1 protein-coding gene is annotated in these 912 nt (G+C 63.8%); it reads right to left on the bottom strand.

Annotation, left to right across the window (positions count from 1 at the left end; genetic code table 11):
- On the bottom strand, positions 1–912 hold a 912-nt coding region (locus tag ACXJKR_RS33615), incomplete at both ends, for an esterase-like activity of phytase family protein (protein ID WP_457326555.1).

Genomic DNA, 912 nt, shown 5'->3' with positions numbered 1-912 from the left:
GGGTGTGGGCGTCCAGGATGAGCACACTCTCGATGGTCGTGAACGGAAAGGTGAAGGCGCTGCTGCCGTCGCCGTTCAGATCATGCGGGTCGGCGATGTTCATCAGGTCGATGACCTCGCTCTTGACGAGGTTGCCGCTGCCGTCCAACTGGTTCAGGTCGACCTTGAAGATCTTCTTGAACGGCGTGCCGCCGCTGGTGGCCGTAGCGCCGTTGCGCTCGATGATGAGGAACTCGTGGTCGTTGATGGCCGTCATGTCACCGATGTTGGTGCCGGCGCCGTCGAGCTTGTAGTTCCATTGCTGGCCGGTGTAGCTCTCGGCATTCACGTCAAAGGCGTTGATGCGCAGCGTCTTCGCCGGGTCGCCCGTGACCGTGCCTTCCAGCAGCGTGTAGAGGCGGTCGCCGTTCGGGTTGATGGCCATGCCTTCGAAGCCGTTGGAGCGGCCCAGCGTCGCGCCGATGGTGCCGTTCACGACCGCCTCGTTCTGCGGCGACGCCACGCCCAGCATGCCAATCTCGCGGCGCAGCACTTCGCCCTTGGCGTTGGTCTTGATCAGGTAGGGACCGAACTCATCGCCAAACCACAGGTTGCCGTTCTTGTCCTTGCGCACCGACTCGATGTCCAGGTCGGCGCCGGTCAGCTGGCGGCCGCTGCGGATGCTGGGGTCGACCAGCGGGTTGGCTGCCGTGTTGTAGTAGCGCGTGTAGTCGGCCTGGATCTTCAGCGACAGCAACTGGTTTGGATCGGACAGCGTGACGTAGCTGCCAGACGTGAAACCGCCCATGCTGGCGCCGCTGTTGAAGTTGGCGGCCGAGACCGTACCGGTGCCGCCCGTGGCCGTCTTGAAGTTGGGTGTGACGGCGTACATGCGCAGCAGTGCGTCGGCCGAGTTTTCCTTGGCGCCGAAGC

It is taken from the genome of Roseateles sp. P5_E11, assembly GCF_054049355.1.
Note: the sequence above shows the minus strand (reverse complement) of the source record. Positions and strands in the feature narration are given on the sequence as shown.